Raw genomic sequence first — 25,916 nt, 5'->3', positions numbered from 1 at the left:
AGCCGACGCTGGTCACCACCCAGGCGCCGTCAAAGCCGCCACCGCCTCGCCGGGAAGACGAGCGCGGCTGTTGAGGCCATCTCCGAGACGAGATCCGACGTAGCGAACCGCAATTGCGCAGAGGCAGAAATGTCGTCTAGCAATACCTTTCGCCGGTGCCGCCAACGCCTATGATCAAGCGGTGCTTGCGTTCATGGCGAAGCATTAGCGACAGCTCGTAGCAACCTGTGTTTCACGTCGTCTGGATCGTGCTCCAATGCGGTCCGCAGCTCAGCCAGAATGTGGCGAGGTGATCGAATGAAACGCCGCGAATTCATCACGCTTCTCGGAAGCGCTGCTGCAGCATGGCCACTAACCTCGCGCGCGCAGCGACGCAAACCGAACCCGCGCGTCGGCGTTCTCTGGCATGCCGCCGACGCCAAGCAGGAAGAGGAATATCTGGTCGTCCTGATCAAGGCATTTCAGGAGCTTGGCTACTTCGACGGCAGGAATATCGAACTGGAGCACCGCTTTCCTGCCGAGCAACCTGAACGATTTCGCACAATGGCGCAGGAACTTGCGGAAGGCAAAGTCGATGTGATCGTCGCTGTGACGGGACTTGGCGCCAGGGAGGCCAAACGAGCGACCAGCACTATCCCCATCGTGCTTGTCGGGGACCCGGATCCGGTCGGTCGGGGGCTCGTCGAGAGCCTCGCGCGTCCTGGTGGCAACGTGACCGGACTTTCACTGATGACCGTCGACCTCTCCGGCAAGCGGCTCGCGCTGTTCAAGGAAATCGTTCCGAAATTGACCCGCCTGGCCCTCGTGCTCGATCCGCGCGAGCCGTCTTCCAAGCCCACCGCCATCGCTAACGAAACAGCGGGGAGAGCTGCGGGATGCCTGACAAAAGTATTCGAAGTGACGACGGCGGATGAAATTGACCCGACCTTTTCGGCCATTGCACGCGAGGGCTTTGATGGCGCATTTGCTGTTGGGCCGCCGATGTACAATGAACGGGTGCAGGTGGGCGCCTCGGCCATGGCGCACAAGGTGCCGACAATTGCGTCAAACGCTGAACAGGTCCCTTACGGCCTGCTGCTATCCTATGGACCGGATTTTCCCGATCATTTCCGGCGGGCGGTCGGCTATGTCGACAGGATCCTGAAAGGCGCAAAGCCCGGCGATCTGCCCATAGAGCAGCCCACTCGTCTCAAGCTGGTCATCAATCTGAAGACCGCGAAAGCACTCGGTCTCACCGTTTCGCATTCGTTACTGGCCACGGCCGACCAGGTCATCGAGTGACGCCTCGGGAGTCCGGTTCTGGCCGTCAGCGAACTGGCGAATCCCCTCCACGAATTCCGCTCACTGAGGCACGGCGGACTAGATTTGCTCAGATTGAGTTCTTCGTATCTTGACCCTAAGGCGGACGTTGGCGCAATTCGCCCAACGAAGCTTTTGGGCGTCGCCATGGGCCGGCCGATTTCACTTGGCCCGAAACCGCGTCGCCACCAGCGGGGAGTAAAGGTTCGAGGTCGCGTCCATCCGCTCGCACTCGTCAACCGCGTTCCAGAACGTTTCCTCGCACTTCTTCGGCGCGCCGGCGACCTGCTTCCAGGTGACCACGAGCGTCCTCGGCGAGGTGCGAACCCAAGTGCCGGTGTTGTGTACCTTTGTCTTGGCGGGCGGCTCGGTATTGGACGGCGGCGTCTTGCTTGACATCGCGGCCCCATTGTCGCCGAGGTAGTAGTACCATGTGCCGCCGTCCCACACGCGCCACCAGCCCGTCGGCCACGGCAGCGGGTATTTCTTGACCACTCCGTCCGATGCGAGAACGAGTTCTCTTGGATTTGATTCCAGCCGCCTTCCTATGGTTTTTGGGTTGCGCACATACATCGGGTCTACGCGGCCCATTGGACCCGTGCGCCGAAGATTCAACATTGTCACCAACATCGACTGATTGGGGCCAACGGCGGGATCATGGTAGACGACGTCCTTCTCCAGGATTCCGATGATGACCGACACGTGAAGGCCGCGACTTGGGGCCCACCAATTGACCATGATCGGCCCGCTATTGGTCAGTACCGCGCCGAAATCGTCCGGCGTGGTCATCCGCGTCGTGACAGGCAGCAATTTTTCATTTTTGAGGAAGATGCTTAACTCCTTCCCCGCCATCGGCAGCCCCTTGTGAGTGCCGTCCGGGTTGTCGAGCTCCGGTACACCCTTGCGTGAGGAATAGGGGCCCCCATAGTACACGCTTATCATTCGTGCGGATGCGTACCAGCAACCTGTGGGATCATCGATCTGGGGCCCGCTTGGGCCGGCGTTTTGGGAGAAAAACGGCACGGGGCGGTCCAACGGCATGATCGGCCCTCCTGTTTTCGCAATGCTCAATACTACTCGTTCAACTCAGAGATGCCACCCGGCACAGGCGGATAGCTTCCGGTGACCTGTTAAGGGGCGGCGTGGCGTCTCCGCGCTGGAACCGTCGTGTCTTAGGCAAGTTCGGCTGGCGAACAGTGATGTGGGCGAGGACGGCCTATCTTGTTCGGGCAACCTGAATTGCTGCCTCGATCAGAGATGCCGCAACGTCCTTGCCGAACGTGTTGATGGTCACTGGCCCGTCGTCGGGCACGCCAACAACAAAGAGCTCATCTCCATTGTCCGAGAGAACTTCCAAGTAAATGCCATCGAAGGCGACATCGCTCGCCTACTGATATTTCACGGTCTGGTTTTCGGCTATCAACGTTCCCATGCAGAGAGCTTATCAGACTATGAATTAGGCCACATCCCTCCGCGGAAGTGAGGCCAGAAGCGGCAGCCATTGGCCCCATAGCTGACATCGCCGTGCTGAGTTGAAAGTCGGTTTGTGACCTGGGGAGCAGACTTCTTCCGGTGTTTGCCTGTGCTCTTGCCGGCTGCTCCAAATGGGCGTGACGCATCTTACGACGTCGCGCTCGCACAAGCGAAACTGGCACGCCCAGGAGCTCAGCCCCGTGGGAGGGGAATGAGTCCATGCTCCCGATGAAGCCCGTTCCACCTCGAAACTTCTCGCCTCTGCCGTCGTTGAATCGCGGCTAAGGAGCAAGCATGCCGGTCAAGGATCAGATCAAGAATTTTGCCAGGAAGCTCGTGGAGGAGCATCCCGACGCGGCGACGCTGCGGGCGCTGGTGCGGGCGCGGAAGCCGACTGCCATCCATTTTCGCGACGATGGCATCGTGCCGAACAATCCGAAACTTCCGCTGCTGCTTTATCGCGGGACGGTGAAGCTGAAGGGCCGGCGTTTTCCGCCGGAGGTCATCATCGACACGCTGTTCGCCACGAACGGCTGGGCCCGGTCGTGGCGCGACACCGTGTACGATTTCGTCCATTACCATTCGCAGATCCATGAAGTGATGGGCGTGGCGCGCGGCACGGCGAGAATCGAGTGCGGCGGCATCAAGGGTCGCATCCTCAATGTGAAAGCCGGTGACGTTCTGGTCCTGCCCGCGGGCACGGGCCACCGGCTGATCGAGTCCGGCCGGGACTTTCTGGTCGTCGGAGCCTATCCGCAGGACGGCACGTACGACGAGTGCACCGACACGCGGGAGCGGACTGACGCGATCAAGCGCATCGCCAAGGTCCGCAAGCCGAAGACGGATCCTGTGCTGGGGGCCGGCGGTCCGCTGCTCAGACACTGGCGGTCGCATTCGTCGCGATCCTAGAGGGGCGACCTTAGAGGGGCGACTTGGCCAGCGCATCTTCAGCGTCTGCGGGAACGCCGGCGGCCTACGCGAGTTGCCGCACATGTCTCTTCCGAAGTCAAAGGGCTGGCTCACCGAGATCGGCGTCGCCACCTCGCGCCCGGCCGCGTTCGCCGTTTACGTGGTCTATGGCATCGCCTGGATCACGCTGGGCAACGGACTCGAATGGCACTCGTTCGCGACGCTGGCGACATGGGGCATGACGCTGGTGATCCAGCGCGCCGAGCACCGCGACACCCAGGCGATCCACGCCAAGCTGGACGAGCTGCTCAAGGTGGCCGGCCGCGACCACGTCATGAAGGTCGACGACGAAGACGCCGAGGAGGTCGAGTCCCGGCGGGAGGAGATCCGACGCACGAGCTAGCGCCTCGTGCCGCGCCGCGCTCAGCGCAGATAATCAGGCCTGAAATCCGCAAGCTTGCGCAGTTCGTCGGGCTGGAGCAGATCGATCTCGCTGCCCTCCCATGCAATCAGCCCGCGATGCCTCAGCTCCTGGATGGTACGATTGACGTGGACGATCGAGAGCCCACAGGCGTCCGCAACGTGCCGCTGCGTCATCGGCATCTGGAAGCTGCCGTCCCTGACAAGGCCGACGAGCTCCAGCCTTGCGGCAAGTTCACAGATGAGATGCGCGACCTTGGGCAGCGCTGCCTGCGCGCCGAGGCGCGCGATCCATTGCCGCGAGATCGCCGCGTCGATCAGCGTCTCGCGCCAGAAGGCGCGGGTCAGGTGGATCGAGCCGTCGAGAAGCTGGCGCAGATGGCTGTGCGCGACGGTGCCGACGATGGTCGGGCCGAGCCCGACGAGGTCCGCATCCAGCGGCGAGACCAGCAGCGTGTGCAGGCACGGCATGTCGCCGGGAACGTGGAAGGCGAGGATCTGGCTGCGATCGCCGACGATGCGGGCCTGGTAGAGGAAGCCGCTGACGACGAACACGCAGCGCGAAGCGGTCTCACCCTGGCGCAGCACGATCTCGCCGTCCGCGACCTGGCGCAGCGTGGACGGCAAGCCTGCGATCTGCCGGCGTTCGTCCTCGGACAGGCCTTCGATCGCCTGGAGACGCGCGATGAACTTCGGATGCGGCATGAGCCTCGCGTGCTGCTTCAGACGTCTCGCGGCACCGACGCCGCGACGAAGCGCTGCGAGAGTTTTGCGAGGGTCCCGTCGGAGACCGGCGCGGAGCGGAACTCGCGGATGGCGCGAGCGAGTTCCTGATCGGACATTGGCCGGACCGGCTCTTTCAGCGTGCCCGCGACGAAAGCATCGCGGATGCTGTCGAGGTGCTCGCTCGTATCTGACGTGAATAGCCTGCGGATGCGCTCCAGGATGGTCGTAGGGCTCATGAAGGGACGGCTCGTTCGCGGTCGAGGGGGACGGGTTGGATGCGACTTGGTACGGTGGCAAACCGGTCAGCAACCTGTGCTCTCGACTCGCGTTCTAATCCGCTGAATGCAAGCCGGACGTATCATTTGATAGAACCGGCGCGATTTTTGGCGGCCCATGGAAAAATCCCACGACGTACTGATCCGGAACCTTTCCGAGCATACCGCGCTGGAAGCGGAGGACATCGCGGAAATCCGGGCGCTCACCTTCACGCTGCGCGATTTGGAGCCCAACGAGGATTTCATCCGTCAGGGCGACGAACCCGAACATTCGGTGCTGGTCGTCTCCGGCATGGTCGCGCGCTACCACCTGCTCGGGAGCGGGCGGCGGCAGTACCTGGCGTTCCATCTCACCGGCGACCTTCCGGATGCGCAGGGGCTGTTCATCGACCAGATGGACCACGGATTGAGCGCGCTGGGGGCGGCCACAGCCGCCTTCATCCCGCATCGCGAATTGTTCATCGCCTTCCGGCGGCGGCCAACCTTTGCGCTGGCCGTCTGGCGCGAGACGCTGCTCGACGCCGCGATCTTTCGCGAGGCCATCACCAACAACAGCGCCCGGCCGATGCAGGCGCGCATGGCACACCTGTTTTGCGAGCTGTTCTACCGCGCCCGCGCGGCGCAGCTGGTCCGCGGCAATCGCTGCCGCGTGCCGATCAGCCTGGCCCAGCTCGGCGAGACGCTGGGCATGGCGATCGCGACGGTGAACCGGACGCTCGCCGACCTCAGGCGAAGCGGCGTCATGGATCTGCGCGAGGGGGAGCTGATCGTGCTGAAATGGCGCGAGCTGCAGCGGCTCGGAGATTTCAGTCCGGTCTATCTGCACCTCAAGCGGCAGGCGCCGCCGCTTGCGTGAGACGGAGGCACTAAAGCGCGATGCGATCAGGATGAATCGTCATCGCGTTTTAGGTTGTTGTTCAAGCTGATCTTTTCGGAAAACCGCTGCGCACTTTTCCGGATCATGCTTTAGCCCTCGGCGCCTGCCGCTGCGCCCCGCACCTCGTCGAAATACTTGTTCACCCAGTTGTTGCAACAGCAGGCTCTTGCTTCGAGTGCCGATGCGTCGAGGATCAGGATGGCGCCGCGGCGGGTCGCGAGGATGCGCCTCGCCTTGAACATCTGGATGACACGGCTGGCATAGCTGCGCGAGACGCCCAGCATGCCGGCGAGCTGCTCGTGGGTGAGAGGGATCTCCGCTCCGCCGATATGTTCCTGCGCGGAGATGATCCACTTGGCGGCGCGCTGCTCGATCGAATGCGCAGCGTTGCAGGCCGCGGTCTGCAGCAGCTGCGCGAACTGGCAGTCGGCATAGCGCAAGAAGACCTCCTGGAGCGTGGCCGACCTCTGCTGCGCCTGCTCGAGCGCGCGCAGCGGCAGCCGGACCAGGGTGCCGCCGAGCTTCACGATGATGCGCGAATAGGCGAGCGAAGGCGTGCGGCCGGGGGCAATGCCCACCGCACCCTCACGTCCCACCAGCAGGCTTTCGACCTCGCGATCGTCCTCGACCGGCACCGCGAAGGACACGAGCGCGGGACCGCAGGGGAAATGAACCACTGCGACGTCGTCGCCGGCGTGATGCAGGATGTGGCTCGCCTCGAGTTCGACCGGCTGGAGGTGAGGCGCGAGCAGTTCGAAGTCCTGGTGATTGAGCTGCCGGAGCAGATCGTTCTGGGGCCGACCGGTCACAATGTGTTCTCTTGGCGGGCCGGGAATCGGCGCCAGCGGGAAACCTACTTTTCCGCGACGGAACCGACGGTTCCAAAGTGCACACAACGGATGTTCAGACGCTGAAAAAGGACGCCTTCAGCTTCCGGGATTTTCGGCCTTGCCCGACGGACCCACCGTCCTCGATCCCGCCCGAACGCCGCCCGGTCGGCGCGGGAGGCGATGATCCTTCATCTGAAGTGCGCTTCGCAGTCCCGCGAAGATCGGCTTAGCGAGGCGTGCGCGCGGTAGGCATCGATCGCCTTGTTCGCCAGCATCAACTGCCGGCGCTCCCCGGTCCTGAGTTGCGCCTCGATGGCGTCGAGCAGGAAGTTCGCGCTCTCGTCCGGCGGACCGAGCTCACCGCTCGTCTCCAGGCAGCTCCAGGCGATGAAGAACGCGCTTTCGACGGTGCAGCGAATGGACATGCGCAGCCAACGCGGCCGGGCCGAAGGCGTTCCGTGCGGCGGGCGAGACTTCGGTCAGGCCCGCCGCCGAGTGAGTCAGTTCTTCAGCACGATGCGGCCGACGACCTTGCCGGCACGCAATTCGTCGATCCATTTCTGGACGTCGCCCATCGGCTCCTCGCGCATCGGCGTCGGCTTGATCTTGCCGGCGCGCGCCAGCGCCATCAGCTCGTGGGCTTCGGCGAGCGTGCCCACCATGAAGCCCTCGATGGTCATGCGCTTGTAGACCCATTGCACCATGGGCAGCGTGAACTGGCCGCCCATCAGGCCGGAGACCACGATCTTGCCGCCGCGCGCGGCGACCGCCACCGCGAACGCCATCGACTTCTCGTTGCCGGCGAAATCCACGATCTCGTCGAAGCCGCCCTCGGTCTCCTTGAGGATCCGTTTGATGACGTCAGGCTCGGCCGGGTCATAGGCAAAGGCCGCGCCGTTCTTGAGCGCGGTCTCGCGCGCGGCCGGCGAGAGGTCGGCGACCGTGATCGGCTGCTTGAACATCGCCTGCGCGAACGACAGGCCCATCATGCCGACGCCGCCGAGGCCGATCAGCAGCAGGTTGCGCTGGCGCGGACGGTCGACCAGGCGCTTGAGCGCGCCGTAGGCGGTGACGCCGGAGCACATCAAGGTCGCGGCCTGGTTGACGGGAAGGGGATCGTAGTCGAGCAGATATTTCGCGTCGGGCACCAGCACGTGGGTGGCGAAGCCGCCGTCGATCGAGACGCCGAGGAAGCGCTGCTTGACGCAGAGGTTCTCGTCGCCGTTCTGACAATCGCGGCACTGGCCGCAGCCGATCCACGGGAAGACGGCTTTCTTGGCGCCGACGAGGCTGGCGGCGACGTCCGGGCCGACTTCGTCGACGACGCCGGCGATCTCGTGGCCGAGCGTGAAGGGCAGCGCCATGCCGCGCGTGGTGTCGAGCTTCTTGCCGCCGCCGAGATCGGCATAGCCGTCCTGGATGTGCAGGTCGGAATGGCAGAGGCCGCAGCGCTCGATGCGCACCAGCACCTCGCGGCCTTGCGGCTTGGGCGTGTCCACGATGGTCTCGCACAGCGGCGCATCGAACTTGACCAGGGATTGCCGACGCATCAACGCCATATTCCTTCCTCCGAAATTAGCTCGTTGTTCGAGCATGACCTGTTTCGGAAAACCGCTTCACGCGTTTCCGGATCATGCCGCTTCGCTGCGTATATCGGCCAATTCGCGCGCCATGGCAACAAAGCCCGGAATCGGAATGGTCTCGGCGCGCCGCGTCGCATCGACGCCGGCTGCGCTCGCAAGCCGCGCGGGATCGACGCCGAGCGACTTCAGGCTTTGCCGCAGCATCTTGCGACGCTGGCCGAAGGCTGCGGCGGCGACCTGCTCGAGCAGCCTGCGATCGCAGGGCAAAGGCTCCGGGCGCGGCACCAGGCGCACGACGGAGGAGGTGACCTTCGGCGGCGGCACGAAGGCGGACGGCGCAATGTCGAACAGGATCTTGGTCTCGCAGCGCCAGTTGGCGAGCACGCCGAGCCGGCCATAGGCCTCCTCGTCCTCGCGCGCCACGATGCGCTCGCCGACCTCGCGCTGGAACATCAGGACCATCATCTCGTACCAGGGCGGCCAGGGCTCGATGGTGAGCCAGTTGATGAGAAGCTGGGTCGCGATGTTGTAGGGCAGGTTGGCGACGATTTTGGCGCGTTCGCCTGAGAGCAGCGGGCGCGGATCGAACGTCATGGCGTCGCCATGCACGATCTCGAGCCGGCCGGGATAGCGCGCCGAAATATCCTGCAGGGCGGGAATCGCGCGCTCGTCATGCTCGATGGCGATGACGCGCCGGGCGCCGAGCGCGAGGAGCGCCCGCGTCAGCCCACCCGGGCCGGGGCCGATCTCGACGATGGTCGCCTCGTCCAGGGGCGCGGCCGCGCGCGCGATGCGCGCGGTCAGATTGAGGTCGAGCAGGAAGTTCTGGCCGAGCGATTTCCTGGCCGACAGCGCGTGCTGGCGAATGACCTCGCGCAGCGGCGGGAGGTCGTCGATCGCGCCCATCAGCTGATGGAAGCGGCCATGCGGCGCGCAAGCTTGAGCGCCGCGATCAGGCTCGCCGGATTGGCCTTGGCCGTGCCGGCGATGTCGAAGGCAGTGCCGTGATCGGGCGAGGTGCGGATGAAGGGCAGGCCGAGGGTGACGTTGACGGCATCGTCGAAGGCGACCGTCTTGATCGGGATCAGCGCCTGGTCGTGATACATGCAGACCGCACAGTCATAGGTCTGTCGCGCCGCCTCGTGGAACATGGTGTCGGCGGGCAGCGGGCCCCTGGCTTCGATGCCCTCGTTGCGCAGCACTTTCAGCGCCGGGGCGATGACGGTCTGTTCCTCGTGGCCGAGCGATCCGTCTTCGCCGGCATGCGGATTGAGGCCGGAGACCGCGATGCGCGGCTTTGCGATGCCGAAGCGGGATTTCAGTTCGGTGGCGACGATGCGGACGGTCGAGACGATCAGGGTGCTGGTGAGCTGGGCCAGCGCATCGCGCATCGAGACGTGGATGGTCACGGGCACCACGGCGAGCTGTGGCGACCACAGCATCATCACCGGCTGCGGCACGCGGCCGTTTTCCGCGGCAAGCTCGGCGAGGAACTCGGTGTGGCCGGGATGGCGGAAGCCGGCGCGGTAGAGCACGCTCTTGGCGATCGGGTTGGTGACGACGGCGCCGGCACGACCTGCGCGCACGTCAATGACCGCCTGACGGATCGAGGCGAGCGCGGCCGGCGCGCTGGATGCGTCGGGCTTGCCGGGCTCGGCCGTCGCGCGCTCGCCGGTCGCGACCACGGGCAGGGCATCAGTGAAGGCGGAAGCGGCCTCACTGGGGCTCACCGCGGCGATCCTGATATCGGCGCCGAGCGCCTTGGCGCGCCGCGCAATCAGCGCCTCGTCGCCGAGCAGGTAGAAGGCGGGCAGGTTCAGCTCACGGCGCCTGAGCCAGGCCGCGATCGTGATGTCGGGGCCGATGCCGGCGGGCTCTCCCAGGGTCAGGGCAAGGGGCTTGGCTGCGGACTTGGCTGCGGACTTGGCGGAAGGCTCTAGGAGGGACTTGGCCATCAGCGGTTGCGATATTCGATCATCGCGGCCTTGCGGAGCTCATCGAGATAGGCCTTCTGGGTCTTCTCGTACTTCTCCTGGTACATCTTCTCGCGGACCTCGCGCTTCTTCGGCGTGTCGATCATGGTCGGCTTGCGCGAGCACAGCACGACCATCTCGATGCCCGCCTTGGTCACCTCGGGCGCGGTCAGGTGGCCGATCGGGGTGTCGTCGAGCACCTTGCGCAGCGGTTCGGGCAGCTCCGCGGTGGTCTTGGTGACGGCGTCGCGGATGGTGGCGTTCGGCGTCGAGCGGAACAGCGAATTGGCTTCCTCGCAGCTGCCGACGCGCGCGCGATAGGTCTCGGCTTCTTTCTTCCGCGTTTCCAGGAACGCAGGGGACGAGCCGCGGGGCACGATCAGCACGATCGGCTGCATCTTGTATTCGGTGCCCTCGACCTGGAGCTTCTCGCCGGTCTGGGCCTGCACGGCCTGCGCGACGTCGCGCTCGCCGACCTGGAGGCGCTCCTTGTAGCGGCCGCGCACCAGGCTGGTCCAGACCATCTCGGCCTTCATGCGGCCCTTCAGCGTCTCGGGTCGGACGCCCTTGGATTCGAGGGACTTGGTCAGCTGATCCGGCGTGATGCGCATGCGCTGCGCCATGCCTTCATAGGACTGGTTGATGTCGGACACGCCGGGGTCGACACCGTACTTCCTGCCCTCCTTGAGCTTCACCCTGTCGTCGATCAGCTCGTTGATGACCTCCTGCCGGCTCGGGGTCTTCTGCGTCGTCAGCTGGTCCAGCTTGGAGCGCTGCTCGATGTCGAAATCGGTGATCGGATCGCCGTTGACCATGACGACGATGTTCTGCGCGCGCGACGGCGAGGGCAGGGCAGTCAGCAGCACCAGGCCAGCACCGAGGGCGAGAAGGAGGCGGAAGACAGGAAATGGGGTCGTCATGATGTCGCTCGCATGTCAACCGCGTCGTGATGGGGCAAACGCGGCCGGCACTTCAAACCGTTCACTGGAGGCCGGAGGAACTGCTGGTCGTCGACGAGTTCGCCAGCGTGCGCAGGCCGATTTGGAACATGAACGCGTGGCTCAGCACGGGCGGTGCGGTGCCCGCGGAATAGCTATACGAAGTTACGTAGTTCGCCGCCAGCACGAAGCAATCGTCGACATAGCCGGCCCCGACCACATACTGGTTGAGCTTATTGGCCTCGAGGTCCCAGCGCGCCGACCCCGACACCACCCAGTTGGTCGCGATCTTCAGCGAGCCTGTGGTCAGGATACCCTCGCGGCGGGTCAGATAGCCGAGCTCCGGCTGGGCCGCGTAGTTTCCGTACAGCATGCTGACCGACCAGCGATTGAAGTTGGCGCGGCCTTCCGCCTCGAAGCGCTGCACGTTCCAGGTCTGCTCGTCCATGCGGGAGCGGACGCTGAACGTGTAGGTGCTGTTGGGCGAATAGCTTGCGCTCGCGACGTAATCGGACCGCGGCTTGTCGAGGCCGGAATCGAGGCCGGTATTGATGGTGTCCTGGACCGCGAAGGAGTTCAGGCCGAACAGCTGGTAGGACTGGCCGAACAGCACCTTGACGGCGCCGCCCTGGTCGAACTGCGTGGTGGACTGCACGCCGACATTGGCACGGCCGCCGCCCTCGACGCGGTCGTAGCCGGAGAACTTGTCCACGCTGAACAGGTTCGAGGTGTCGAACACCATGCTCTGGGCGTCCTCGTTCGGCAGCTTGCCGGCATAGGTCTCGTTCGGGCGGATGATGATCTGCGCGATCGGCTCGACGGTGGTCGAGCCCCAGGGCTGGATGTTGATGAACGGATAGCGGTACTCCAGGCCTACGGTCGGCATCAGGCGGAACGCCTGGGTGTCGCCGACGGGCAGGTAGTTCGACACGCCGGGCTGGTTGGAGACCGAGGAGTTGATCGCGTCGGCGCGCAGGCTGGCGAACGGCGTCCAGATCTGGCCGAGCGGATCGGTGAAGGATTTGCGCCACTGCGCCTCCGCCGTGAGGCGGGTGTAAGTGCCGGGGAAGCCGCGCAGCAGGCACTGCGAGGGCGTACGGGCCAGCGGATCGGCCGACGCCGTGGTGCACAGGCTGCTGGTGTTGGCGACCGTCGTGATCGGATCGAACACCGCCTCGTCACGCGACAGGTTCACGAAATTGGTCTTGTAGCTGAACTCGCCGCCGAACACGGGATAGTTGAGCACGTTGGAGTAGTCGATCACCGGATAGACGATCGGCACCTGGCTCTGGTTGCCCGAATAGCTCAGCCAGTACATCGTACGCGCATCGAAGAAGCTGCGGTTGCCGACGCCGGTCAAATAGAGCTGCGACAGCGCTTCCGTCGGCAGAAGCAGGAACGAGCCGAGCGGGTCGCGGTACTGATAGAGCCGGTAGTCCGAGAAGAAATAATAGTCGGACATCAGGACGCCGTCCCAGCCCCAGACCCATTTGTCGTTCAATGCGAACTGACCCTTGGTGTCGATGGCGCCGCGGAAGTCGCGGTCGCCGGGCTGCCCGGCAAACGCTCCGGGATCGAGCTGGTTGATGCCGTACGCGCGGATCTGGTAGGCGCCGTCGATCAGGCGCTGTCGGAATTCGCCCTGCAGCAGCACGCCTTGCCGCGACAGGATGCGCGGGGTGAAGGTTGCGTCCATGTCGGGCGCGATCGCCCAATAATAGGGAACCTCGACGCCATAGCCCGTGTTGTCCGTGCCGGAAATATAACCCGGTATCAGGAAGCCGCTCTTCCGCTTCACGGTCGGGTCGGGCGTCGAGAAATAGGGCATGTATGCGAGCGGCACGCCGAAGAATTCGAGTTGTGCGGTCTCGAAATACAGCATCTTCTCCTGCTGGTCGTGGATGATGCGCGCACCCTTGACCTGCCACAATGGCGGCTTCTTCGGATCGTCCTTGCACGGCGCGCAGGCCGTGTAGACGCCGTTCTCGAACACCGTGTAGTTGCCGCTGGAGCGGTCGGCGCGGCTTGCGGCCATGCGGGTCTGGTCGGCCGTGTCCACGCGCAGCGAATCGACGAAACCGTCGCGGTAATCGTCGGAGAGATCCAAGATCTCGGCATAGGTGATCTTGCCGTCGGCATCCGTCATGCGGATGTTGCCTTCGGCATGAAGCCGCTTGGTCTTCTGGTCGTAGATAACCCTGTCGGCCTCGACGCTGGTGCCGTTGTAGAACAGCTGGACGTTACCGACCGCGGAGACGCGCGAGTTGTTGTAGTCGTAGTCGACCTCGGTCGCCTGAACCAGCATCTGGTTGTCGTTGGCGACCCTCGGCGGCTTCGGACGCGGCGGCAGCGGATTGTAGGTGAAGCTCTGGGCGTTGGCCGGCGCCACGGTGGCAGCGCCGATCAGCCCGCCGAGCGAGGCGGCAGCGGCGACAGCGAGCAGGAGCCTGCGAATGGACCAGCCGCACCCGTCCGCACGCACCAACGTGCGCCGCGTCAAACGAGACACGAGCCCTCGGTGGACGGCAGTCACTATCCGTCCTCCTGATAGAGCAAGGCCAAAAAGCCGGTGAGGCCGCCCACCACAACGGGCAACCACGCCGCAGCGATCGGATGCATCAACTCAGCCTTGCTCAAATCCTCAGTTACTTTCGACAGAACGTAGAGCAGAAAGCCTGCGCCCACGCCACTCAAAACCATCTTCTGCACGCCGCCCATCCGGAAGAAGCGCAACGACACGGAGGCCGCGAGCATCACCATGGCCGCAAGCAAAAACGGCTGTGCCAGAAGCTTCTGATACTGGAGTCGGTAACCGGCTGTCGCGAAGCCCGAGCTTTCGGAGGAGCGGATGTAGCTCGGTAGTTGCCAAAAAGACACAGTCTCGGGTGTGGAAAAGCTGTTGCGGACCTGCGCCTCGGTCAGCGTGGTGGGAATCTCCAGGCTGGCCTGCTCGATCGGCGGCGCGTCCAGTGAGAAGCGGCGGACGCCCTTGAACAGCCAACGGCCGGCCTCGAGCGTCGCCTCGCGCGCCTCGACCCGTTCCTTGAAGTGCTGGTCCGGGTCAAACCGGAACAGCGTGAGCCCCGTGAGCCGGATGCCCTGCTGCTCGCTCCGCGCCGCATTGATGATCGTCTGGCCGTCGCTGGTCACCTGATTGAGCCAGAAGCCGGAGGCGTCCTGGATGCCGCCGCCGGGCGCCGAGCCGAACAGCTCGGCTTCCATGCGCTTGGAGGCTTCGCGTAAATTGGCCGACATCGGATTGTAGGCGACGGTGGCGATCACCCCGATCAAGAGCGCGCTGCCGAGCGCCGGCGAGATGAACTGCCATGCGGAGATGCCGGCGGCGCGCGCCACCACGAGCTCGAGCCGGCGGGAGAGGGCGAGATAGCAGGTCATGGCGCCGATCAGCATGCAGAACGGCGTCAGCTTCTCCAGCAGCTGCGGCACCCGGAACAGCGAGGTCTCGGCCACCATGATCGCGGAGGCGGAGGCGAGGCCCGAAGTCTTGCGCACCATCTCGATGTAGTCGACCAGTACCAGCAGCAGGAAGATGCTGGCGAACACGCCAAGCGCCGCCACCACGAAGCGGCCGGCGAAATAGCGCCCGAGTGTGTTGGTGAGCATGCTCATGCGGCGGCCGGGCGTCCGAACAGCCGCGCGATCCGTGCGTTCGACCTGTTGATGGCCTCCATAAGGCCAGGGGGCGGCTCGACCACGAGGCCGCCGACAATCATCCACATCCCGACGCCGATGGCGCCCATGACCATCGCGTATTGGGCCAGCACCGCGCCAGGAGATTTCACCGCCATCACCGAGCAGGCGAAGCCGGCCATGCGCAGGCCGAACACCGCGATGATCGAGGAGCCGATCGAGAAATTGCGGCTCTGGCGGGTGGTGCGAGGCGCGCCCAGGAAGGCGAAGGTCAGTACCGCAAAGGCGAAGGGATAGACCGGCGCCAGGATGCTGTCGTGCAGGGCCGAGCGGAACTGGCCGGGAATCTGCTTGTAGACTGGATCGTCCTCGGACGGCGAGAACAGCTCCCAGAGATACCGTTCGCGGATGCCGAGGGTGACGTCGCGGCCCTGACCCGAGAACTTCGACATGTCGAAGCCGTAGCGGCCGAAGGCCACCAGCGCGGGATCGCGCTTGCCCGCCTCGAAGCGCTGGAGATTGCCGGTCTCCAGCACCAGGAACGAGCCGGTTTCGTTCTTCACGACCTCGCCGTGCTCGGCCACGATCGAGACGCGCTCGTTGGGATCGCGGCGGTCGTCGATGAAGATGCCGGCGAGGATGCCGCCGGGCAGGCGCTCGCGGATCCGGATCGTCAGGTTCTTGTCGAGCTGGGCAAAGCGGCCGGGCTGGAGGATGTTGGTGAGCACGTCCGCGGTGATCTCGGCGTCCCACTGCTTGATCCGCCGCATGCCGTCGGGGGCGAGATAGGCCGCGATGAAGGCAACCAGCAGCGCCACCACGCAGGTGGCATAGAAGAACGGATAGAACAGCCGGAACGGCGAGAAGCCGGCGGCATTCATCACGATGATCTCGGAATCGGTCGCGAGCTTGTTCAGCGTGTGCGAGATCGCGATCATCAGCGCGATCGGCGAGATGATCAGGACCAGGGCCGGGATGACTAGGCTGGTGATGCCGAGGAAGGTGAGGATGGTCTGACCCTGGCTCGTCATCAGGTCGATGCCGCGCAACGCCTGCGTAATCCAGATCACGCCGGTGAGGCTGACCAGGACGAGCGCAAACGACGCCAGCGTCGTGCGGAAAATATACCTATCGATCGACCCCATGCGCTACCGCACGAATCCCCATCAGCCCCGATGTCGACCAGAATTCCGGCTGTCCAACCAATCCCCGATCAGGGGATCCCCAAGGTTGGCCATCAGCTCTTCCGGTGGTTCACTTTCTCACTACCATCCCTTTGATCCGTCAACAAAATGGCTGCCCCGTGGCACCTTCAATATATGGTTAATATTTCGCTGGTTGTGGCCGGGCGGCCACGGCGGCGCTTGGCATGGGGCGGGCCGCTGGCCCATAGTAGGGCAAGCCTCAGTGAATCGCCGTTCAGCTTCGGCTGGGACCGGCACCGCCGAACGGCGAAAAGTTACATGCATTAAAGGAGTTATCTATGTCCGATGCCATCAAGGTCGGCTTTGTCCCCTTGTCTGCCGCCCCCCGTGGCATCCTTGTGGTGTTCTGCGATGACGACCTGAAGCTCGGCCCGGCGACGGCCAAGGCACTGGGCGGCGCTGTCGAACTTGTGAAGCGCGCGGCCGCCGCCGCTGCCTTCAGAGGTAAGAGCGCGGCCGCGCTGGACATCCTGGCGCCGGAGGGCGTGAAGGCGACCCGGCTGATCGTGATCGGCGCCGGCAAGGCGACCGGTCTGAAGGCGAACGATTTCCTCAAATTCGGCGGGGTGGCAGCGAGCAAGCTGCCCTCCGGCACCAGCGCCATGACCATCATGGCGGAGCTGCCCGGCGGCGCGATGACGAGCGAGCAGGCGGTGGCGATCGCCTCGGGCCTTCGCTTACGCACCTACAAGTTCGACCGCTACAAGACGAAGAAGAAGGAGGGCGAGGAGGGCGGCTCGCGCGCCGACATCTCGCTTGCGGTGGGCGATGCCGGTGCTGCGAAAAAGGCGTTTGCCTCGGCCGCCCACGTCATCGACGGCGTGATCATCGCGCGCGACCTCGTCAACGAGCCGCCGAACGTGCTTTTCCCCGAGGAGTTCGCGCGCCGCGCCGGTCAGCTCCGCAAGCTTGGCGTCAAGGTCGAGGTGCTCGACGTCAAGGCGATGCAGAAGCTCGGCATGGGTGCGCTGCTCGGCGTCGGCCAGGGCTCGGCGCGGCCGAGCCGCACCGTGATCATGCGCTGGGACGGCGGCAAGAAAGGCGAGGCGCCGGTCGCTTTTGTCGGCAAGGGCGTCTGTTTCGACACCGGCGGCATCTCGATCAAGCCGGCCGGCAGCATGGAGGACATGAAGGGCGACATGGGCGGCGCGGCCTGCGTCGTCGGCCTGATGCATGCGCTCGCTGCGCGTAAAGCCAAGGTCAACGTGGTCGGCGCCATCGGCCTCGTCGAGAACATGCCCGACGGCAACGCCCAGCGGCCGGGCGACATCGTGACCTCGATGTCCGGTCAGACCATCGAGATCATCAATACCGACGCGGAGGGCCGCCTCGTGCTCGCCGACGTGCTCTGGTACGTTGCCAAGAAGGCGAAGCCCAAATTCATGGTGGACCTGGCGACGCTGACCGGCGCGATCATGGTGGCGCTCGGCACCGAGCACGCCGGCATGTTCTCCAACAATGACGAACTCGCCGACCGGCTGCTCGTGGCCGGCGTCGAGAGTGGGGAGAAGGTCTGGCGGATGCCGCTCGGCCCCGAATACGACAAGCTGATCGATTCCCAGTTTGCCGACATGAAGAACACCGGCGGCCGCCATGGCGGCTCGATCACTGCGGCGCAGTTCCTCCAGCGCTTCGTCGACGGCACGCCCTGGGCGCATCTCGACATCGCAGGCACCGCCATGGGCGCGCCGAAGACCGACATCAACCAGAGCTGGGGAAGCGGCTACGGCGTCCGCCTGCTCGATCGCCTGGTCTCCGACCATTACGAGCGCAAATGATCCGAGATGACTGAAGTATTGTTCTACCATCTCCAAAACATGACGGTGGAGAATGTGTTGCCGCCGCTTCTCGAGAAATCGCTCGAGCGCGGCTGGCGCGTCGTGGTGCAGTCGAGCTCGGAGGAACGCGCCGATGCGCTCGATTCGCATTTGTGGACCTATCGCGACGACTCTTTCCTGCCGCACGCGACATGGCGGGTGAACGACGTTGCCGATCAGCCGATCGTGCTGGCGATCGAGGGGGGGAATCCCAACGGTGCCAATGTCCGCTTCCTGATCGACAATGCCGTGCTGCCGGAGGACTCGCAGGGCTACGAGCGCATGGTGCTGCTGTTCGACGGCGACGATCCGGATGCGCTTGCGCTCGCCCGCGCGGCCTGGACCGATTGCAAGGCGCGGGGATTTGATGTCACCTACTGGCAGGCCGACGACCGGGGCCGGTGGCAGAAGCGGAATTAGCGGCCGTCAGCAATTAATGATAATTTGCACTTTTCGAACGATACTGGCTTTGGCCACCTTCGTGCCGCAAAGGGATGTTGGGACAATCGTTTAGGGCTGGTCCTTCAGGCGGGGAATTGGTTTATCGTGCGACATCAAAAGCTTCCCGGCTCGCTCATGATTGCGTTGGCCGCCGTGGCACCGCTGGTCGCGGGCTGCTCAGGCGGCACTGATCTGCTGTCGAAGGACGCAGAATGGTTCCAGAAGCCGGGCCGTCTCTTCATCAAGAACATCTCGATCGAATCGCCGCCGCTCACGCCTGACAAGCCGGTGGGAGCCGAGGACCTCGTCAGCGCCGATGGCGCCTGTCCGGGCATGGCGCCGCCTCCCGGGCCCGCCGACGCCAACGCGTCGACGACGGCCCCCGCACCGATGGGCGGCACGGTCGCGCTCGGGCATACCGAGTGCGACGTGGTGCGCGGCATCGGCGCGCCTTCGAACGTCAACCTGTCCACCGACGCCATCGGCCGACGGGTCGCCGTCGTCACCTGGACCACCGGCCCGCGCGCCGGCATCTACACCTTCTCCGCCGGACGCCTGTCCTCGATCGAGGGCAATCCCGAGCCGCAGCCGGTGCCGAGGGCGGTGAAGCCGAAGAAAAAGCACGCGGCCTGAGGGCTCGGCCTTCGGCCGCCGATCACTGGATCGGCGCGATTCCCACCCGCCTGATCAGTTCGGCCCATTTCGGAGCCTCGGCCCGGATCTGGTCGCCGAACTCGCTCGGCGTACGCGTCACCGTTTCCATGCCGAGCGCCGCGAACTTCTGTCGGGCAGCCGGCGCTGCCACGGCCTTCTGGGCCTCCTCATGCAGGAGTGCGACGATCGCAGCCGGCGTTCCGGCCGGTGCCATCAAGCCGAACCAGGCGGTCGCATCGAAGCCACGAAAGCCGAGCTCATCCAGCGTCGGCACATCGGGCGCGGCCGGTGAGCGCCGCAGCGATGTGATCGCCAGAGCGCGCACGCTGCCGTCGCGGACATGCGGCAGCACCGAGGCGATGCTGCCGAAGAACATCGTCACGCGGCCGGCAATGAGGTCGTTCAACAGCGTCGCGCTGTCGCGATACGGCACGTGCTGGAGCTTGATTCCGGCCATGGTTTGGAACAGCTCGCCGGCCAAATGGGTCGAGGTACCCGCTCCAGCCGACGCGAAGGTGAGGGTGCCGGGGCTGCGCCGCGCCAAATCGACCAGCTCCTGGACGCTCGCCGCCGGCACGTCCCTGTTCAGGACCAGGATGTTCGGTGCGACCGTGACCTGCGCCACGGGGATCAGATCGCGCACCGGATCATATGGCAGCCTGGCGTAGAGCGACGGGTTGATGACGATTGCCGCATTGCCTGCCATCAGCAGCGTGGCGCCATCCGGCATTGACTTCGCGACGTGGTCCGCCGCGATGTTGCCACCCGCTCCGAGCATGTTCTCGACGACGACCGGCTTGCCCCACGTTGCCGCGAATTGGTCGGCGAGGATGCGGGCGGCGACATCAGGCGCGCTTCCCGCACTGAACCCGAGTACGATCCGAATGGTCGATTGGGGATATCCCGACTCCGAATGCAGGGGGTGGGCCAGCGACAGAAGCGAGAGCAAGGCAAGCGCCAAGCGGATCATGTTCGGTCTCCTCGCGAAAAGCGGCGGATTGTCCGTCTCGGCCGATCGTCCGTCATCACCCCCAGGGGTGATCGCAGCTCCCTTGCGGATCAGCCCAATTTCACGTCGGTGGATCGAGGGTTTGGGCGATTTGCGCAATCGACTGAACCAGCTCGGCGTGGCCACGGACGCCGATCTTTGCGTAAATCCGCTTGGCGTGAGTCTTGAGCGTGTTGCGGCTGAGGCCAAGCATGGCCGCGGCTGCCTCCATGCCGCTGGTTTGGGCCAGCGCGGCTGCCGCCCGCAACTCGGCCGCCGTCAGGCCGTGCCGGGCTGCCAGCAGCGCGCTGGCGGCATCGCGGCTTCGCGAGACGTCGCCCAGGAGCGCGATTGCCGCGGGGGACGCTCTCTTGTGGTGGGAGGGATGTGCGAACGCGCGCCCCTTCACCGGTGTCACGGTGATCCGAATCTCCCGGCCGATGGGGTGTGACAGCCGACACGTTCCTACGGTCTCGCCGCGGAGGGTGTCCGCGAGCACGGCGCGGAGCTCGTTCGCTGAAGGGCCCGAAGGCGCGCAGCCGGCGTCGAGGCGCAGCGAGACCTCTTCGGCCCGGGCCCGAGCCGCCGAGTTTGCGAACAGCACACGCTGCCCGGCATCGAACACCACGATTCCAGTCGACAACGCGTCGAGTGCGTCGCGCTCCGTCTGGGCCGCCTCCTGGTAGTCGAGCACGCGCAGCCGCAGCTCGCAGGCGCGGCGCAGATGCGGCAACAGCGAGCTCAAGATTGCGCGGTCTCGTGCGCTGAACGGTCCGCTGGTCTCGCTTCGTTCGACATTGAGCGAGACGCGGAATTCCGGACGGCTGACCACGTTGACGATCAGGCCATGCGCGAGGTTCTGCGGGCGGAGAACGTCGTCATAGAAAGCGGTTCGCTTGAGCTGCGACAGCTCGATCAGGTCATCCGTATGCACCATCTGGCCTGCCGGAAATCGGCTCGACCGCATCCACGGATTGCTGACATGATAGAGTTCGTGGCGCCGCTTGCACTCGGGGTCGATCCGGCCGAGGTTGTGGAACGTGTACAATTTGTGATCGACGCTGTAGCCGTGGATCAGCGCGGCGGCACTGTGAGTGATATCTGCGATGCCTTCCAGAGCCGCGCTCCAGAGCGAAGCGTCGAGCACGGCGTCATAGATCAGGCCGACAAGCGCCTCTCGCCTCTGTTCAAAGTCGGTCGGCATCCGCGATCCCTCCGCAAGGCGGCATTAATTTGCCGATGCGGGACCCGATCCGCAAGCAGATGGCTCTGCCGTGGAACTTGTGAAGCCGTTCCCGCCCGCCAGACAAGACCGTGCGCCGTGGCTTCCTGCCGGCGGCGCCGATCGCAATTGCAACACTTCTGACGACGTCCGCTTTCCCGGTGGCCGCGCGGCCCGGAATGCGCTCATATGGAGCAACAAAAAATTGGAGGAAAGCATGCGCTTCACCGCGATCATCTCGGCTCTGCTTCTGTCGCTCGGCCCGGCAGTCGCCCAGGACTATCCGACGAGGCCCATCACGATGCTGGTGCCGTTCGCCGCGGGCGGGCCGACCGACACCATCGCGCGCCTGACCGCGGCAGGCATGGCGAAATCCCTGGGACAGCAGGTCATCGTCGAGAACGCGACCGGCGCCGGCGGCACCATCGGCACGACCCGCGCCGCGCGCGCTCAGCCGGACGGTTACACGCTGTTGATCCATCATGTCGGCATCTCGACTGCAGCTACGCTGTACCGCAATCTGAGCTATGACACGAAGACGGCCTTTGCGCCGATCGGGCTCGTGACCAACGCGCCGATGACCATCATCGCGCGTCCGGATTTTCCGGCCAACACGCTCAAGGAACTGGTCGCCTACGCCCAGCAGCAGGGCGACAAGCTGACCTACGCCAATGCCGGCCTTGGAGCGGCATCGCATCTCTGCGGCATGCTGTTCATGACGGCGATCCAGAAGCAGCTCACCACGGTGCCCTACAAGGGCAACGGCCCGATCATGAACGATCTGCTCGGCAAGCAGATCGATCTCACCTGCGATCAGGCGACGAACACCACCGGTCCGATCACGGCCAAGCAGGTCAAGGCCTATGCGATCACCACCAAGGAGCGGCTGAAGAGCCTGCCAGATCTGCCGACGGCCGACGAGGCCGGCCTCAAAGGCTTCGAGCTCGGCGTCTGGCACGGCATCTATGCGCCAAAGGGCACGTCGCCGGCGATCGTTCAGAAGCTGACGGTCGCGCTCCAGACCGCACTCAAGGATCCGGCGCTGATCGCTCGGTTCAACGACATCAACACCGAGCCCGTCCCGCAGGACAAGGCGACGCCCGAGGCGCTGGGCGCGATGCTGACGAGTGAGATCGACCGCTGGGCGCCGATCATCAAGGCAGCCGGGCAATACGCGGACTGAGCGATTCCGGCGTACGGTTGCCAGGCTGGAGGACGCCGACTGAGTTGGTAAAGAGTAGGCTGTGCAAAGAGTAAGTGATGGGTGTTGTAATACCTGTACTGTGCATGGGGTTGTTTTGCAGGTTTTGATGAGGCGGCCTCGCCGGGGCGGCTTTACCCCGCCGCCTCGTCAAACTGCGTGCTTGCCTCCAACCATTGCTCCTCCGCACGCGCCAGCGCGTCGGCGGCGTTGGCGCGCGCCTTCGACAGCTGCGCGGCCTGCTTGGGATCGCGCGTGAAGATGTCGGGCAGGGCCAGCGCGGTGTCGATCTTGGTGATGATCTCGCTGACGCGGGCGATCTCGGCTTCGGCTTCCGCAATGCGCTTCTTCAAGCCTCCGCGGTTGTCCGACCTCACGCGCTGCGGCTTTTCGCTCGCGGCGCTGCGTTCGCGCGGGGCGGGCTCGCCGTTGCGTGTGGACAGCACCAGGCGGCGATATTCGTCGAGGTCGCCGTCGTAATTGGTCACGGTGCGGTCGGCGACGATCCAGAGCCGATCGGCGCAGGCCTCGATCAGGTAGCGGTCGTGCGAGACCATGATGACGGCGCCGGGGAATTCGTTGATCGCTTCCGCCAGCGCGGCGCGGCTGTCGATGTCGAGATGGTTGGTCGGCTCGTCCAGGATGATCATGTTGGGGCCGAAGAAGGTCGCAAGCCCCAGCAAGAGCCGCGCCTTCTCGCCGCCCGATAATTTGCCGGCCTTGGTGTCGGCGGCCTTGCCGGAGAAGCCCATCGCGCCGGCGCGGGCGCGCACTTTCGCCTCCGGCGCATCGCCCATCAGCTTGCGGACGTGATCGTAGGCGGAGGCGTCCTCGTTGAGCTCGTCGAGCTGGTGCTGCGCGAAATAGGCGATCGACAGCTTGTCCGCGCGCGTCACCTTGCCCGAGAACGGCGCGAGGCGTCCGGCGAGCAGTTTGACCAGCGTCGATTTGCCGTTGCCGTTGGCGCCGAGCAACGCGATGCGGTCGTCATTGTCGATGCGCAGGGTGACGCGGTTCAGCACCGGGTTGGCCGGATCGTAGCCGACCGAGGCGTTGTCGACCGCGATGATCGGCGGCGACAGGATCTTCTCCGGCGCCGGAAAGCTGATCTCGCGTACGTCCTCGGTGACCAGCGCCGTGATCGGCTTGAGCCGCTCCAGCATCTTGACGCGCGATTGCGCCTGGCGCGCCTTGGAGGCCTTCGCCTTGAAGCGATCGACGAAGGCCTGCAGGCGCGCACGCTCGGCCTCCTGGCGCTTGACCGCCTTCGCGTCGAGCAGCTCGCGCGCGGCGCGCTGCTCCTCGAAGGAGGAGTAGGTGCCCTTGTAGAGCGTGAGCTTGCCACGCTCCAGATGCAGGATCTGGTCGACCGAGCTTTCCAGGAGGTCGCGGTCGTGGCTGATCACGATCACCGTGCGCGGATAATGCGCGAGGTGATCCTCCAGCCACAGCGTGCCTTCGAGGTCGAGATAGTTGGTGGGCTCGTCGAGAAGCAGAAGGTCGGGGGCCGCGAACAGCGTGGCGGCGAGCGCGACGCGCATGCGCCAGCCGCCGGAGAATTCCGCGCAGGGGCGCAGCTGGTCGGCTGCCGAGAAGCCGAGGCCGGAGAGGATTGCGGCGGCGCGGCTCGGCGCCGAATGCGCGTCGATGTCGACGAGCCGGGTCTGGATTTCGGCGATCCGGTGCGGATCGGTCGCGCTTTCGGCTTCGGCGAGCAGCGCATCGCGTTCGAGATCGGCCTTGAGCACGACCGTGATCAGGCTTTCGGGGCCGTTCGGCGCCTCCTGCGCGAGGCTGCCGATGCGCCAGCGCGGCGGAAGGGTCACCGAGCCGTGCTCGGCCGCGAGCTCGCCGCGGATCACCTTGAACAGCGTCGACTTGCCGGTGCCGTTGCGCCCGACCAGGCCGACGCGTGATCCGGGCGTGATCTGCACGGAACTCTGGTCGATCAAAAGGCGTCCGGCGAGACGGATGGAGAGATCGGTGATGGACAGCATGCGGCCTTGTCACCGCAAGGCGCGTCGAACGCAACTCGTTTTTCCGTCAGTGCGGCTCCCGCTCGCGCTGCCTCAATTCGTTGAGGAGCTGCTCGAGATGGGTCGGGAGGCGAGGCTCGGGGCGGAGGCTCTGCTGCAGCCGCTCGCCCACGGCATCGCAAATCGAGCGGCTGGTCCGCCGGTCGATCTGTTCGCTGTCATTGGCAAGGAGGCTAGCCATCACAGGGTTCCGTGCGCTTAAAGTAAGGACACGGTACCAAGTCATTGCCGCCCAAATAGTTTCGCCGGCGGCGGGCGATGCCGGGCATTCTCGTAAAAATTGTATGAACCAAGCCTTTTCCGCTCAAGGCAAAGCCCCGGCGAGGGGGCGCCGGGGCTTCTCCTGGAAGGTACCTGGGGGGGCTTGGGTACCCTCGGGAAGGTGCTGACGGGCTCAGTAGCAGCGGTTGATCAGCCGCCAGCGGGGTCCCCAGGGGGTCGGGACCAGCCGGCGCACATAGCAGCCGCCATAGCCGTAGGAGACGGGGCCGCCGGCGTAGAAGCGCGGTCCGCCCCAGCCGTGGCCGTGGTGCCAGCCGCCGCCGTGCCAGCCCCGGCCGCCGTGCCAGTGCGCGGAGGCCGAGGTCGGTGCCAGCGCGGCACCCAGCGCGACCGCGGCGACGGCGGCAAGCGAAAGTTTCCTCCACATGATGATCTCCTAAAGACTGCCGGCGCGGGGCTATCGCGTCGATGGAAAGGCCGCCGAAACGATCCGCCTGGTGATCAGGCTTCGGTTTCGATGGGCCTGACCTTACGCCGGCGAAGCTGAACCGATCCCTGACGGCGGTTTCAGATTGGGTTCATCTGGGTGAAATCGTTGTCATCCATGCTGGAATTGGCAGCCGCCCCCGCGGCAAGCGCCTGTGCGGGCCGTTTCGGCGGGTCGCTTGCCGTCCGGCAAAGGCGCCGATATAAGCCCCGCAACCTCCGAACCACCGCTTTCTTTCCAAGGACAACATTATGGCCATCGAACGCACTTTCTCGATCATCAAGCCCGACGCGACCGAGCGTAACCTGACCGGCGCGGTCAACGCCGTGATTGAGAAGGCGGGCCTGCGCATCGTCGCGCAGAAGCGCATCCGCATGACCAAGGAGCAGGCCGAGACCTTCTACGCCGTCCACAAGGTGCGCCCGTTCTTCGGCGAGCTCGTCGCGTTCATGACCTCCGGCCCGGTCGTGGTTCAGGTTCTGGAAGGCGAGGGTGCGATCGCCAAGTACCGCGAGGTGATGGGCGCGACCGATCCGGCCAAGGCCGCCGAGGGCACCGTCCGCAAGCTCTACGCAAAGTCGATCGGCGAGAACTCGGTGCACGGTTCGGATGCGCCGGAGACGGCCGCGATCGAGATCGCGCAGTTCTTCTCGGGCAACGAGATCGTCGGCTGATCGATCGGCCGACAG

The 25,916-nt window shown here is 65.0% G+C and carries 26 protein-coding genes; 9 read left to right on the top strand and 17 right to left on the bottom strand.

Translation table 11 applies throughout. From position 1 onward, the window contains the following. Positions 1-297 precede the first annotated feature (297 nt). Positions 298-1,281 (top strand): ABC transporter substrate-binding protein, encoded by a 984-nt coding sequence (locus AC1RQP_RS04985; protein ID WP_492936107.1) that lies wholly within the window; start codon positions 298-300, stop codon positions 1,279-1,281. Between the two features lie 180 nt (positions 1,282-1,461). Here the strand turns inward: AC1RQP_RS04985 and AC1RQP_RS04980 are convergent, their stop codons facing one another. Further along, a complete protein-coding gene (locus AC1RQP_RS04980) occupies positions 1,462-2,340 on the bottom strand; it encodes a papain-like cysteine protease family protein (RefSeq protein WP_492936106.1) in 879 nt (292 codons plus the stop codon). Positions 2,341-3,066: 726 nt separating this feature from the next. Between AC1RQP_RS04980 and AC1RQP_RS04975 the strand changes: the two genes are divergently transcribed. Both AC1RQP_RS04975 and AC1RQP_RS04970 read left to right on the top strand, forming a co-directional pair. Next, positions 3,067-3,681 carry a cupin gene (locus AC1RQP_RS04975; RefSeq protein ID WP_492936105.1) on the top strand — a complete coding sequence of 205 codons (615 nt, stop codon included), beginning with the start codon at positions 3,067-3,069 and terminating at the stop codon, positions 3,679-3,681. 82 nt (positions 3,682-3,763) lie between these two features. Beyond that, on the top strand, positions 3,764-4,084 hold the full coding sequence (locus tag AC1RQP_RS04970) for a low affinity iron permease family protein (protein ID WP_239623244.1): 321 nt from the start codon (positions 3,764-3,766) through the stop codon (positions 4,082-4,084). Positions 4,085-4,104: 20 nt separating this feature from the next. Here AC1RQP_RS04970 and AC1RQP_RS04965 read toward each other — a convergent pair whose 3' ends face one another. Together AC1RQP_RS04965 and AC1RQP_RS04960 are read right to left on the bottom strand one after the other, a co-directional pair. Continuing rightward, positions 4,105-4,806 (bottom strand): Crp/Fnr family transcriptional regulator, encoded by a 702-nt coding sequence (locus AC1RQP_RS04965; RefSeq protein ID WP_239623245.1) that lies wholly within the window; start codon positions 4,804-4,806, stop codon positions 4,105-4,107. 17 nt (positions 4,807-4,823) lie between these two features. After that, positions 4,824-5,063: a hypothetical protein gene (locus AC1RQP_RS04960; RefSeq protein ID WP_492936104.1), complete on the bottom strand. Its 240-nt coding sequence runs from the start codon at positions 5,061-5,063 to the stop codon at positions 4,824-4,826. 157 nt (positions 5,064-5,220) lie between these two features. Between AC1RQP_RS04960 and AC1RQP_RS04955 the strand changes: the two genes are divergently transcribed. Further along, a complete protein-coding gene (locus AC1RQP_RS04955; protein WP_492936103.1) occupies positions 5,221-5,958 on the top strand; it encodes a Crp/Fnr family transcriptional regulator in 738 nt (245 codons plus the stop codon). Between the two features lie 110 nt (positions 5,959-6,068). On the opposite strand, the gene AC1RQP_RS04950 is transcribed toward AC1RQP_RS04955, so the two are convergent. The 9 genes from AC1RQP_RS04950 to lptF all read right to left on the bottom strand — a co-directional run bounded on the left by AC1RQP_RS04950 (position 6,069) and on the right by lptF (position 16,099). Beyond that, entirely contained in the window at positions 6,069-6,788 is a 720-nt protein-coding gene (locus AC1RQP_RS04950; RefSeq protein ID WP_492936102.1) for a Crp/Fnr family transcriptional regulator, read from the bottom strand. A gap of 209 nt (positions 6,789-6,997) precedes the next feature. Continuing rightward, on the bottom strand, positions 6,998-7,234 hold the full coding sequence (locus AC1RQP_RS04945; RefSeq protein ID WP_492936101.1) for a hypothetical protein: 237 nt from the start codon (positions 7,232-7,234) through the stop codon (positions 6,998-7,000). A gap of 75 nt (positions 7,235-7,309) precedes the next feature. Then, positions 7,310-8,368 carry an alcohol dehydrogenase gene (locus tag AC1RQP_RS04940; protein ID WP_492936100.1) on the bottom strand — a complete coding sequence of 353 codons (1,059 nt, stop codon included), beginning with the start codon at positions 8,366-8,368 and terminating at the stop codon, positions 7,310-7,312. 72 nt (positions 8,369-8,440) lie between these two features. Beyond that, positions 8,441-9,298: a 16S rRNA (adenine(1518)-N(6)/adenine(1519)-N(6))-dimethyltransferase RsmA gene (gene rsmA, locus AC1RQP_RS04935; protein WP_239623251.1), complete on the bottom strand. Its 858-nt coding sequence runs from the start codon at positions 9,296-9,298 to the stop codon at positions 8,441-8,443. Then, positions 9,298-10,347: a 4-hydroxythreonine-4-phosphate dehydrogenase PdxA gene (gene pdxA / locus AC1RQP_RS04930; RefSeq protein WP_492936099.1), complete on the bottom strand. Its 1,050-nt coding sequence runs from the start codon at positions 10,345-10,347 to the stop codon at positions 9,298-9,300. The genes rsmA and pdxA overlap by 1 nt, the downstream gene beginning before the upstream one ends. Then, positions 10,347-11,285, bottom strand: a complete 939-nt coding sequence (locus AC1RQP_RS04925; protein WP_239623253.1) for a SurA N-terminal domain-containing protein — start codon at positions 11,283-11,285, stop codon at positions 10,347-10,349. Before AC1RQP_RS04925 ends, pdxA begins: the two co-directional genes overlap by 1 nt. A gap of 61 nt (positions 11,286-11,346) precedes the next feature. After that, positions 11,347-13,836, bottom strand: coding sequence for an LPS-assembly protein LptD (locus AC1RQP_RS04920; RefSeq protein ID WP_492936098.1), 2,490 nt, complete (start codon positions 13,834-13,836; stop codon positions 11,347-11,349). After that, positions 13,836-14,933 (bottom strand): LPS export ABC transporter permease LptG, encoded by a 1,098-nt coding sequence (gene lptG, locus AC1RQP_RS04915; RefSeq protein WP_028178692.1) that lies wholly within the window; start codon positions 14,931-14,933, stop codon positions 13,836-13,838. Before lptG ends, AC1RQP_RS04920 begins: the two co-directional genes overlap by 1 nt. Next, positions 14,930-16,099, bottom strand: coding sequence for an LPS export ABC transporter permease LptF (gene lptF / locus AC1RQP_RS04910; protein ID WP_492936097.1), 1,170 nt, complete (start codon positions 16,097-16,099; stop codon positions 14,930-14,932). The genes lptG and lptF overlap by 4 nt, the downstream gene beginning before the upstream one ends. 338 nt (positions 16,100-16,437) lie before the next feature. Between lptF and AC1RQP_RS04905 the strand changes: the two genes are divergently transcribed. The 3 genes from AC1RQP_RS04905 to AC1RQP_RS04895 all read left to right on the top strand — a co-directional run bounded on the left by AC1RQP_RS04905 (position 16,438) and on the right by AC1RQP_RS04895 (position 19,050). Next, positions 16,438-17,937, top strand: a complete 1,500-nt coding sequence (locus AC1RQP_RS04905; protein WP_239623256.1) for a leucyl aminopeptidase — start codon at positions 16,438-16,440, stop codon at positions 17,935-17,937. A gap of 6 nt (positions 17,938-17,943) precedes the next feature. Further along, complete coding sequence (locus tag AC1RQP_RS04900) at positions 17,944-18,396, top strand: DNA polymerase III subunit chi (protein ID WP_492936096.1); 453 nt, start codon at positions 17,944-17,946, stop codon at positions 18,394-18,396. Positions 18,397-18,561: 165 nt separating this feature from the next. Continuing rightward, on the top strand, positions 18,562-19,050 hold the full coding sequence (locus AC1RQP_RS04895; RefSeq protein ID WP_239629729.1) for a hypothetical protein: 489 nt from the start codon (positions 18,562-18,564) through the stop codon (positions 19,048-19,050). A 22-nt stretch (positions 19,051-19,072) separates the two neighbouring features. Here AC1RQP_RS04895 and AC1RQP_RS04890 read toward each other — a convergent pair whose 3' ends face one another. Both AC1RQP_RS04890 and AC1RQP_RS04885 read right to left on the bottom strand, forming a co-directional pair. Further along, positions 19,073-20,041 (bottom strand): tripartite tricarboxylate transporter substrate binding protein, encoded by a 969-nt coding sequence (locus tag AC1RQP_RS04890; RefSeq protein ID WP_492936095.1) that lies wholly within the window; start codon positions 20,039-20,041, stop codon positions 19,073-19,075. Between the two features lie 100 nt (positions 20,042-20,141). Further along, on the bottom strand, positions 20,142-21,263 hold the full coding sequence (locus AC1RQP_RS04885; RefSeq protein WP_492936094.1) for a PAS domain-containing protein: 1,122 nt from the start codon (positions 21,261-21,263) through the stop codon (positions 20,142-20,144). A 235-nt stretch (positions 21,264-21,498) separates the two neighbouring features. Here AC1RQP_RS04885 and AC1RQP_RS04880 point away from each other — a divergent pair, with 235 nt between their 5' ends. Then, positions 21,499-22,464 carry a tripartite tricarboxylate transporter substrate-binding protein gene (locus AC1RQP_RS04880; RefSeq protein ID WP_239623260.1) on the top strand — a complete coding sequence of 322 codons (966 nt, stop codon included), beginning with the start codon at positions 21,499-21,501 and terminating at the stop codon, positions 22,462-22,464. A 152-nt stretch (positions 22,465-22,616) separates the two neighbouring features. Here AC1RQP_RS04880 and AC1RQP_RS04875 read toward each other — a convergent pair whose 3' ends face one another. The 3 genes from AC1RQP_RS04875 to AC1RQP_RS04865 form a co-directional block, all read right to left on the bottom strand. Then, positions 22,617-24,479: an ABC-F family ATP-binding cassette domain-containing protein gene (locus tag AC1RQP_RS04875; protein WP_492936093.1), complete on the bottom strand. Its 1,863-nt coding sequence runs from the start codon at positions 24,477-24,479 to the stop codon at positions 22,617-22,619. Positions 24,480-24,525: 46 nt separating this feature from the next. Beyond that, a complete protein-coding gene (locus AC1RQP_RS04870; protein WP_239623262.1) occupies positions 24,526-24,699 on the bottom strand; it encodes a hypothetical protein in 174 nt (57 codons plus the stop codon). A gap of 213 nt (positions 24,700-24,912) precedes the next feature. Continuing rightward, positions 24,913-25,167: a hypothetical protein gene (locus AC1RQP_RS04865; protein WP_028178706.1), complete on the bottom strand. Its 255-nt coding sequence runs from the start codon at positions 25,165-25,167 to the stop codon at positions 24,913-24,915. Positions 25,168-25,478: 311 nt separating this feature from the next. Between AC1RQP_RS04865 and ndk the strand changes: the two genes are divergently transcribed. After that, the gene (gene ndk, locus AC1RQP_RS04860) at positions 25,479-25,901 is read left to right on the top strand and encodes a nucleoside-diphosphate kinase (protein WP_492936092.1); all 423 of its coding nucleotides are present in this window, start codon (positions 25,479-25,481) and stop codon (positions 25,899-25,901) included. The last annotated feature ends 15 nt before the right edge of the window (positions 25,902-25,916 follow it).

Source organism: Bradyrhizobium sp. GW821-FHT13H06, from assembly GCF_058803975.1.
This window is presented reverse-complemented; position numbering and strand designations above follow the sequence as displayed.

What these genes read in the sequence shown, in the direction of transcription:
- AC1RQP_RS04985 (WP_492936107.1), top strand. Translation starts at nt 298, where the DNA reads ATGAAACGCCGCGAATTCATCACGCTTCTCGGAAGCGCTGCTGCAGCA.
- AC1RQP_RS04980 (WP_492936106.1), bottom strand. Translation starts at nt 2,340, where the DNA reads ATGCCGTTGGACCGCCCCGTGCCGTTTTTCTCCCAAAACGCCGGCCCA.
- AC1RQP_RS04975 (WP_492936105.1), top strand. Translation starts at nt 3,067, where the DNA reads ATGCCGGTCAAGGATCAGATCAAGAATTTTGCCAGGAAGCTCGTGGAG.
- AC1RQP_RS04970 (WP_239623244.1), top strand. Translation starts at nt 3,764, where the DNA reads ATGTCTCTTCCGAAGTCAAAGGGCTGGCTCACCGAGATCGGCGTCGCC.
- AC1RQP_RS04965 (WP_239623245.1), bottom strand. Translation starts at nt 4,806, where the DNA reads ATGCCGCATCCGAAGTTCATCGCGCGTCTCCAGGCGATCGAAGGCCTG.
- AC1RQP_RS04960 (WP_492936104.1), bottom strand. Translation starts at nt 5,063, where the DNA reads ATGAGCCCTACGACCATCCTGGAGCGCATCCGCAGGCTATTCACGTCA.
- AC1RQP_RS04955 (WP_492936103.1), top strand. Translation starts at nt 5,221, where the DNA reads ATGGAAAAATCCCACGACGTACTGATCCGGAACCTTTCCGAGCATACC.
- AC1RQP_RS04945 (WP_492936101.1), bottom strand. Translation starts at nt 7,234, where the DNA reads ATGTCCATTCGCTGCACCGTCGAAAGCGCGTTCTTCATCGCCTGGAGC.
- AC1RQP_RS04940 (WP_492936100.1), bottom strand. Translation starts at nt 8,368, where the DNA reads ATGGCGTTGATGCGTCGGCAATCCCTGGTCAAGTTCGATGCGCCGCTG.
- rsmA (WP_239623251.1), bottom strand. Translation starts at nt 9,298, where the DNA reads ATGGGCGCGATCGACGACCTCCCGCCGCTGCGCGAGGTCATTCGCCAG.
- pdxA (WP_492936099.1), bottom strand. Translation starts at nt 10,347, where the DNA reads ATGGCCAAGTCCCTCCTAGAGCCTTCCGCCAAGTCCGCAGCCAAGTCC.
- AC1RQP_RS04925 (WP_239623253.1), bottom strand. Translation starts at nt 11,285, where the DNA reads ATGACGACCCCATTTCCTGTCTTCCGCCTCCTTCTCGCCCTCGGTGCT.
- lptG (WP_028178692.1), bottom strand. Translation starts at nt 14,933, where the DNA reads ATGAGCATGCTCACCAACACACTCGGGCGCTATTTCGCCGGCCGCTTC.
- lptF (WP_492936097.1), bottom strand. Translation starts at nt 16,099, where the DNA reads ATGGGGTCGATCGATAGGTATATTTTCCGCACGACGCTGGCGTCGTTT.
- AC1RQP_RS04905 (WP_239623256.1), top strand. Translation starts at nt 16,438, where the DNA reads ATGTCCGATGCCATCAAGGTCGGCTTTGTCCCCTTGTCTGCCGCCCCC.
- AC1RQP_RS04900 (WP_492936096.1), top strand. Translation starts at nt 17,944, where the DNA reads ATGACTGAAGTATTGTTCTACCATCTCCAAAACATGACGGTGGAGAAT.
- AC1RQP_RS04890 (WP_492936095.1), bottom strand. Translation starts at nt 20,041, where the DNA reads ATGATCCGCTTGGCGCTTGCCTTGCTCTCGCTTCTGTCGCTGGCCCAC.
- AC1RQP_RS04885 (WP_492936094.1), bottom strand. Translation starts at nt 21,263, where the DNA reads ATGCCGACCGACTTTGAACAGAGGCGAGAGGCGCTTGTCGGCCTGATC.
- AC1RQP_RS04880 (WP_239623260.1), top strand. Translation starts at nt 21,499, where the DNA reads ATGCGCTTCACCGCGATCATCTCGGCTCTGCTTCTGTCGCTCGGCCCG.
- AC1RQP_RS04875 (WP_492936093.1), bottom strand. Translation starts at nt 24,479, where the DNA reads ATGCTGTCCATCACCGATCTCTCCATCCGTCTCGCCGGACGCCTTTTG.
- AC1RQP_RS04870 (WP_239623262.1), bottom strand. Translation starts at nt 24,699, where the DNA reads ATGGCTAGCCTCCTTGCCAATGACAGCGAACAGATCGACCGGCGGACC.
- AC1RQP_RS04865 (WP_028178706.1), bottom strand. Translation starts at nt 25,167, where the DNA reads ATGTGGAGGAAACTTTCGCTTGCCGCCGTCGCCGCGGTCGCGCTGGGT.
- ndk (WP_492936092.1), top strand. Translation starts at nt 25,479, where the DNA reads ATGGCCATCGAACGCACTTTCTCGATCATCAAGCCCGACGCGACCGAG.